This is a genomic window from Microcystis sp. M53603_WE2, assembly GCF_030065435.1.
Genome location: NZ_JASJFF010000790.1, coordinates 1 through 7,829 on the forward strand (window position 1 = coordinate 1; position 7,829 = coordinate 7,829).

7 protein-coding genes and 1 tRNA gene are annotated in these 7,829 nt (G+C 40.6%); 5 read left to right on the top strand and 3 right to left on the bottom strand.

All coding sequences use genetic code 11. The annotated features are described in order from the left end of the window. Positions 1–411: glycosyltransferase family protein (locus PX481_RS16865; protein ID WP_502888612.1), on the bottom strand; the 411-nt coding region annotated here is incomplete at its 3' end. Further along, on the bottom strand, positions 411–2,240 hold the full coding sequence (locus tag PX481_RS16870) for a tetratricopeptide repeat protein (protein ID WP_288095093.1): 1,830 nt from the start codon (positions 2,238–2,240) through the stop codon (positions 411–413). The genes PX481_RS16865 and PX481_RS16870, both read right to left, overlap by 1 nt. A gap of 405 nt (positions 2,241–2,645) precedes the next feature. Between PX481_RS16870 and PX481_RS16875 the strand changes: the two genes are divergently transcribed. Both PX481_RS16875 and PX481_RS16880 read left to right on the top strand, forming a co-directional pair. Continuing rightward, positions 2,646–3,923, top strand: coding sequence for a M16 family metallopeptidase (locus PX481_RS16875; RefSeq protein WP_288095095.1), 1,278 nt, complete (start codon positions 2,646–2,648; stop codon positions 3,921–3,923). A 3-nt stretch (positions 3,924–3,926) separates the two neighbouring features. After that, positions 3,927–5,186: a M16 family metallopeptidase gene (locus PX481_RS16880; RefSeq protein ID WP_288095097.1), complete on the top strand. Its 1,260-nt coding sequence runs from the start codon at positions 3,927–3,929 to the stop codon at positions 5,184–5,186. Between the two features lie 370 nt (positions 5,187–5,556). Here PX481_RS16880 and PX481_RS16885 read toward each other — a convergent pair. Next, positions 5,557–5,628: transfer RNA gene (locus PX481_RS16885), tRNA-Asn, on the bottom strand. A 147-nt stretch (positions 5,629–5,775) separates the two neighbouring features. On the opposite strand from PX481_RS16885, the gene PX481_RS16890 reads away from it, so the two are divergent. The 3 genes from PX481_RS16890 to PX481_RS16900 all read left to right on the top strand — a co-directional run. Continuing rightward, a complete protein-coding gene (locus PX481_RS16890) occupies positions 5,776–6,249 on the top strand; it encodes a hypothetical protein (RefSeq protein WP_002757431.1) in 474 nt (157 codons plus the stop codon). Between the two features lie 555 nt (positions 6,250–6,804). Beyond that, the gene (locus PX481_RS16895; RefSeq protein ID WP_002756270.1) at positions 6,805–7,641 is read left to right on the top strand and encodes an EcoRI family type II restriction endonuclease; all 837 of its coding nucleotides are present in this window, start codon (positions 6,805–6,807) and stop codon (positions 7,639–7,641) included. Between the two features lie 38 nt (positions 7,642–7,679). Further along, positions 7,680–7,829: adenine-specific methyltransferase EcoRI family protein (locus tag PX481_RS16900; RefSeq protein WP_288095099.1), on the top strand; the 150-nt coding region annotated here is incomplete at its 3' end.

Consider the following 7,829-nt stretch of genomic DNA (forward strand, 5'->3'; position numbering starts at 1 on the left):
CTGTTGTAATACCTGCGGCACATAATAACGGAAATAGTGAGTTAAGGGGGAAGTAAAACTGGGAAACCGCAGGGGAATTAAATCGTGGACCATGACGACAAAGCGACAGGGAGAATTTATCGGCGCTTCTGGAAGGGGAGAAAAGAGTAAATTGGCCTTTAATTGTCGGTAAATTGACGATAACCGAAACTGAGTCCAGAGTAAGCGTTTTAAATGACCTTTCGCTCCTCGATCGGGGCCGAGACCTTTGGGGATAGAATAACAGTTAAAGTCGGGATAACTATTAGCTGTTAGTAGGGTTGGTTCTAAATTTTTCAGGTAGGGTAAGAGGTTAAGAATGTAGGTACTGATTCCCGTGGGTTGGGGAAAAAGTACCGAGAGATTAATTAATAATTTAGGCTGTGTATTCACTAATTACCCTGTTGATATTTGCTGAGAATTTCTGAGATATATTGGTAGCCTTCCAGTCCAATAGATTTAATCAGGGAGGAACGTTCCAGACTGAAAGTCTGTTCAAAAGCTGCGATATTTTTGCCGCGAATAACCGTTAATAGACTAGCAGCTTGTCGCCATTCTACTGCACCGATTTCGTGTAGCCAATACATTCCTAGAGAACCCATATAAATTGCCTGTTCAAAATTCTTGTCTTGATAGTAAGCTTCGCCTAAATAAGTTAGTAATAAACCTTGCAGATATACATCCCCGTAGTATTTGGCCGATTCCAATCCTTGCAGGAGAATATTAATCGCTTCTTGGGTTCTTTCAAGGATAAGATATGCTAGACCTAAACTGCTACAACAAAGGGATTTACTCTGCCAATCTTGGAGACTTTCCGCTAACTTTAATCCCTGCTGTAAATACTCGATCGAACTTTGATAAATTTCGGGATCGTATCTCTCTAACTGTTGCGCTTCCTGTACCTGACTATAACCCAAATTAGCTAAAGCGTTAGCCTGTCCTAAACTATTACCCTGTTGACGACTTAAAATTAAAGCTCTCTGACTTAAATTAATCGCTTCTGCATAGTTTTTCTGGATAGCATTGAGACGGGATAAATGGTTTAAATTAGCTATTTCACAAGCATAATCCTGTTGTTGACGGGCAATTTCTAAAGCTTGTTGATGACATTCTCTGGCCTGTCGATAGTCGCCGCGAATGCGATTAGAATAGGCAATTAAAGTTAAAATTCTCGCCTTTTCTCCCGTGCCTTCCACATAACGCAGAGGAATTGATAAATAGTCTAACGCATCCTTGAGATAACTGCCAGAAAAGGAGGCAAAAATTCCTCCGTATAAAGGAAAATAATCCCGTTGAGCAAAGGTTCTCAGAATTTGTAAAGCCATCTGAAAACAGCCCCGACTATAGAGAGAATTTTTACTAACTTGCTCGAAACTATTGGTTAACAGCGACCAAATTAAAGCAAAGGTGAGAAAGGTAGAGATGGATAATTTGGCTCCTAATTTTTCGCTATAGATGCGCTGATCAAAAAAGTTAATTAGTCCTCTTTGGATATATTGAAAAACAATAGCAGTTTCTACCCAATCGGTTAAAGTTAAATCCTGAGTGAGAGGATGAAAAGCTTGTTGATTAGCTAAACTTTCTAAGACTCGTTTTAACCAAGAGGGATTAACTTTACTTGCCCAAATTTGCCAAGGAGTCACTCGCTCATTGTCATTAGTAAAACCAAGATTGCGATTTTGTTCGTAGAGCCAACTGGTGAGATCATTCGATAAATTTGACCAAGTATTTAACCCCAGATTAATCCCCGTGGCAATTTGCCATAAATCCGCTTCTCCCCGCTGCTGAGAAACTGTCTGTAAATGCTTGGCTAACTGTTGTAATTGTTCTAGGGTTAAAGCATTATTTTGATTGGGATCGATTAAATTTACTAACGTCAGTAAACGATCCTCTCGATCGATTTTCACCAGATTATCGATCGCCGCTGCAGTGAGAGAATTTTGCTGATTGGTTTTTTGATATTTTTCCCATTCACTTTCGATCGTTTCCAGGGCCCGCAAAACCCTAGTCGCTTTAATTTTTGTTTCTAACTGTGAGCGAGTAACGATTATTTTTTCGGTTAAACAACGCTCAAAAATTTCTCCTGTGCCATTTTTTACTGCTTCGGCTAAAAGGTTATAAACCTGTGATTTAGCCCTAATTTTTCCTTCTAAAGTTAGATTGACAATGCGCTCAATTAGTGCATTATAAGTTTCGTTGAAGTTATCTCTATTTTCTGTCATAGGGGGTTTTTCAGTTATCAGTAAACAGTAAACAGTAATCAGTGAACCGAAAACTCATACTAAATCCTGTTTAAAAAGTATAGGAGAGTGGGGTGTGGGGAGAAACAATTCATAACTTGAGAGTCAATCACACTATTAAAAACGGATTTGGTATCACACTAAATCCGGTTATTAAAGACTGATTATTTATTCTCCCTTTTGCATGAGGGCCTTTTGCCTGTCTTGATATGTAGCCTATACTCAACGGATTTAGTATCACATCTGATAACTGATCACTGATCACCGATAAGGCTGATATTTGGGAGAATTGTCTAGAAATCATGACAAAAGTTTTTTAATGGTTGAGCAGGCAAGAGATAAGATAACATATGTATAGAATTTAACAAAAAATCTGGTTAACGGACATTGATCAAGTCGATAGCGCAGTGTCAAACAAGTTCTTTTCCCGCTCAGGTATGGCAATTAGATCACGGCTTAACCGTAATTCATCAGTATTTACCCGTGACTCCTGTGGTGGTGGTGGATGTGTGGGTGAAAGCAGGTGCGATCGCTGAACCCGACCCATGGTTAGGTATGGCCCATTTTCTCGAACACATGATCTTTAAGGGGACGAAAAAACTTCCCCCCGGACTCTTCGACTATTTAATCGAAAATTGTGGCGGAATGACCAACGCTGCCACCAGTCACGATTACGCACACTTCTATCTCACCACCAGTGTGGATCAAATTGAACATACCTTACCCCATCTGGCCGAAATTCTCCTCCATGCTGAGATTGACGATGAGGAATTCTATCGGGAAAAAGATGTAGTTTTAGAAGAATTACGGGCCTGTTATGATGATCCCGATTGGATTGCCTACCAAACTCTCTGCGGAAGTATCTATCAAAACCATCCCTACGGACGCTCTATTCTAGGTGATCAACCCTGTTTAGAGCAATTAACCCCCAATCAAATGCGCTGTTTCCATCGCACCTATTATCAACCAGAAAATATGTGTGTGGCGATTATCGGGGGAATTGAACCCCAACCAGCTTTAGAAATTATCCGGCAATCTTTTCGGGAATTTCCCGTCCCCTCGGAATCCCCTCCCCATCTAGTGGCTGCCGAACCCCCCATGATCGAAATTCGTCGCTCCCAAGTATATTTACCCCACCTAGAACATTGTCGTCTCTTGATGGGATGGACTGGACCGGGATGCGATCGCCTAGAAGATGCCTTTGGATTAGACTTGCTATCGGTAATTCTTGCCGGGGGACGCTGTTCGCGGTTAGTGCGACAGCTGCGGGAAGAAGCGCAAATCGTCCTCGATATTAACAGTAATTTTTCCCTGCAACGGGATTCCAGTCTCTTTACCATCGGTGCTTGGCTATCTAGCTCACAAACCGCGGCAATTGAAGCTATTATCTGTGAACATCTCCAACATCTGCACGATCATCCCGTCACCCCCGCAGAATTACACCGCACTCAACAGTTATTAGCTAACGATTATATTTTCTCCACAGAAACCCCGGGCCAATTAGCGGGACTTTATGGATATTATCAAACCCTGAGAGCTGCCGACCTAGCAACGATCTATCCCCAAGTTATCCAAAGTTTGCAACCGTCAGATCTCCAGCGTCTCGCTCGTCAGTATCTCTCCCCGGAGCGATATGCTATTACAATAATGCAACCCTGTGAATAAACGATGTCCGCTTCCCCAATTCACCGCTTAACCTTAGAAAATGGCATCACCCTTTTAGTGGTGGAAAATACGGCCGTGGAGTTAGTTGCGGGGAGGATTTTTCTCAAAAATGCGGGTACTCGTTGGGAAAAAACCGAAAAAGCGGGTTTATTTCGTCTGTTAGCAGTGCTGCTCACCAAAGGTACAGAAAAGTTATCTTCCCTAGAAATTGCTGATCGCGTTGAGTCCACGGGAGCCGGTTTAAGCGCCGACACGGGGACTGATTATTTTGTGGTTAGTTTAAAGACCGTTACCAAGGATTTTTTAGATATATTGCGTCTAGCGGCGGAAATTATTCGTTTTCCCAGTTTTCCCCCTCCAGAAATCGAATTAGAGAAAAATCTCACCCGTCAAAGCATTCGCTCTCAATTGGAACAGCCTTTTAATGTGGCTTTTAATCAATTACGCGCAGCTATGTACCCCGATCATCCCTATGGTATGTCTTTATTGGGTACGGAGGCAACGGTTTCGCAATTGCAACGGGAGGATATGCAGGCCTATCATAGTCGCTTTTTCCGTCCCGATAACTTGGTAATTAGTCTTTCTGGCCGTATTACCCTAGAGCAAGCAGTAAAAGCAGTGACGGAAATTTTTGGCAGTTGGTCAATTCCCGATCTTCCTTTATCTAGTTTACCCCCAGCCGCTTTTGATTTTCAGCCCACCTGTTTAACTACCGTCCAAGCTAGTCAACAGGCGATCGTTATGTTAGGATACCCCGGCTCTTCTGTGCAAGAGGATGATTATGCCGTTTTAAAATTATTGAGTACCTATCTGGGGAATGGGTTATCTAGTCGTTTATTCGTGGAATTGCGAGAAAAACGGGGATTAGCCTACGATGTTTCCGCTTTTTATCCCACCCGTCTCGATTCTTCCCAATTTGTCATTTATATGGGAACTGCACCCCAAAACACAGCCATGGCTCTGTCGGGATTGCGTCAGGAAGCAGAAAGGTTATATAAAGTAACTTTGAGTGAGGAGGAGTTACAGTCAGCTAAAAATAAGTTATTGGGTCAATATGCTCTCGGTAAACAAACTAACGCCGAAATCGCTCAATTATACGGTTGGTATGAAAGCTTAGGTTTGGGGATTGAATTCGATCGCACTTTCCTGGATTCTATTAATCAGATTACTCCCGAACAAGCGCGATCGGTAGCCAGTAAATATTTTCAAAATCCTTACATTTCTCTAGTCGGCCCAGAAAATGCGATCGCTGAAATTCTCTAGGGTCTGCTGAAAAAGTTTTTCCTGGGGGTAGGAGTCAGGAGATAGGAGTCAGGAGATAGGAGATAGGTTTTAGGTGTTGGGGTTTTAGGGTTTTGGGGTTTTAGTTGAAATTCCCCATTTCCCCAACCCCCGCTCCCATCTCATAGACAGTCTCAACGAGTAATTTAGATAGGGTTTGCGGCAAAAAGTTTGTTGGTGGGGTTAGGTGTTGGGGTTTTAGGGTTTTGGGGTTTTAGTTGAAATTCCCCATTTCCCCAACCCCGCTCCCATCTCATAGACAGTCTCAACGAGTAATTTAGATAGTCAACAGCTTACTTAAAAACATCTAAAATAGCAGCAATACTCTCTTATTGCTGCTATTTTTGATTAACTCCCCGGGTGGGATTCGAACCTACGACCAATCGGTTAACAGCCGACCGCTCTACCACTGAGCTACCGAGGAAGGCTACTCACAATTAATAATTATAATCATAAGTCTGTCAATAATGCAAGTGCTTTCTGGATTTTTTCTCAAAAAAATTTCCGGTGCAGGTAGCGGTGGGCGGAGAATCCACTATTGTGGAGATAAGGACACCATTAAGTCTAGTCTATGCTTGCTCATCACCGCCGTCCCGTTTCCTTCTGTCTGCTCTCGACAGATCTACCCATTCTATCCACTTTAGACACTGCCGCTACCCTCTACCAAAAGGATCGCCACCGGTTTCATCTTCTCCTCAATCAACCCCCAGTCGCTCTCGCAGAAATAGAGACACTTAAACCCGAAAATAAGCAAAATAAATTAATTTGGCTAGAAATTTCAGCTAATCGGGTAATTATGACCATGCAGGGCCAGGGAAGATTCGCCTATCGTCATTTTTGGGAGCAAGGGGTTTTTGGTGTCAGTCGCTACTGGTTAAATGCCGAAAGTCCTCAACCGGGTTACGCTTTTCGCCTCCGCAACTATACCCGTAGTCTCAAATTAGAGGGGAATAATTTCCCCGAATATTTGCGTCTAGAGTACGAATTATGGTCAGATAACCTGATTTTAGGTCATTATGTCCTTCATTTGCAAGTACACCAATAAATAGGGTTGGCTGCATAGAGCTAAAAACCTTGTGGGATAATAGTTTTAGACTTTTTGGCAATCAAAAAGGGCTCTTCGGTAATTGTTATGCAATGGACGGGGGTTATAAGGGATGGAACCCTTATATAGAAAGGCATTTAGCGATTTTTGTCAATTATTTTTGATCTAGAGCGAACTAATCAATTAAGTCTCTTACCAGATAAGGATTGAGTCGATTTATGCCCCCCTATCGAACCATACCAAGTCCCGAAGAGCCAAATTAGGTAATTGTGGGGTGGATTGAAGACTTAGTGCTACACTTCCCGAAAAGTCTATTTTATTTGAGCTTGTTGTTAGGAATCCACTTAAAAGAGGTTGTTTAATCTGGCTAATAAGCTCTTGGGTATGATATGGGGAAAAGTTCGGGCGATTGCGCTAAAATGGGGGAATATGCCGAAAGTTTCCACCTATCGTTACTCTGGAGAGTGTTAGACAGAAAGTTTCTGTATAATATGTAGTTATACATACATTACCCGTAGCAGAAAGCAGAAAGTTTAAGTAAGGAAAAGATACATTATGTCTAAAAAAAATCAATCGAAAAGATTAACGAATCAACATAAAGAGTCTAAAGGTGTAGCTGGTATATTTGGGGCTGAAGCAAAATCACACGAAACAATAGTTGGAGAAATTTCACATCTTGTTATTGACCAACTTAAAAAGGAGTTTCCTCAATTATCTTTTCAATACAAAAGAAGTATAAAAAAAGAAGAAATAAACGAAGCATTAAAGAAAGTTGACCCAGAATTAGGGCAAACCCTTTTTGTATCAGATTCAAGTATTAGACCTGATGGTGGAATAATAGAAGTAAAAGACGATAACGGTAATTGGAGAATCGTTTTAGTCTCGGAAGCTAAACGTCAAGGAAAAGACATTGAAAATATCAAAAACGGTAAACTGGTAGGTAAGAATAATAATCAAGACTTGATGGCTGCTGGTAATGCAATAGAAAGGTCGCATAAAAACATATCTGAAATCGCTAATTTGATGTTATCTGAATCTCATTTTCCTTATGTCTTATTTCTTGAAGGCTCAAATTTTTTAACAGAAAATATTTCAATTAAAACACCCGATGGAAGGGTTGTAACGCTCGAATATAATTCAGGAACGTTAAATAGATTAGATCGATTAACTTCTGCAAATTATGGAATGCCAATTAATACCAATTTGTGTAAGAATAAGTTTGTCAAACATAAAGATAAAACCATAATGCTTCAAGCAACTTCTATATACACACAAGGGAATGGAGAAAAATGGGATATCAAAAAAATGTTTGATATTATGCTTGAAATTTCTAAAACCTCTCTTCAAGTATTAGGCAGTGAAATATTTAATCAGATAACCAAAAGTAAATAACTAAAAACAAAACATTTTTAAATCAAAAAAGGTTGAACATGGTAAGAAATGCGACAAATAAATTATTGCAAAATGCTAAAAAATTAAAAAGTGACGAGTTTTATACACAACTTTCAGATAGAGAAAGCGAGTTGCAACATTATAAAAGTCATTTTGAAAATAAAGTAGTTTATTGCAATGGCGATGAC

Excerpts from the sequence above, each read along its gene's own strand:
- PX481_RS16870 (WP_288095093.1), bottom strand. The coding sequence starts at position 2,240 with ATGACAGAAAATAGAGATAACTTCAACGAAACTTATAATGCACTAATT.
- PX481_RS16880 (WP_288095097.1), top strand. The coding sequence starts at position 3,927 with ATGTCCGCTTCCCCAATTCACCGCTTAACCTTAGAAAATGGCATCACC.
- PX481_RS16890 (WP_002757431.1), top strand. The coding sequence starts at position 5,776 with ATGCTTGCTCATCACCGCCGTCCCGTTTCCTTCTGTCTGCTCTCGACA.
- PX481_RS16895 (WP_002756270.1), top strand. The coding sequence starts at position 6,805 with ATGTCTAAAAAAAATCAATCGAAAAGATTAACGAATCAACATAAAGAG.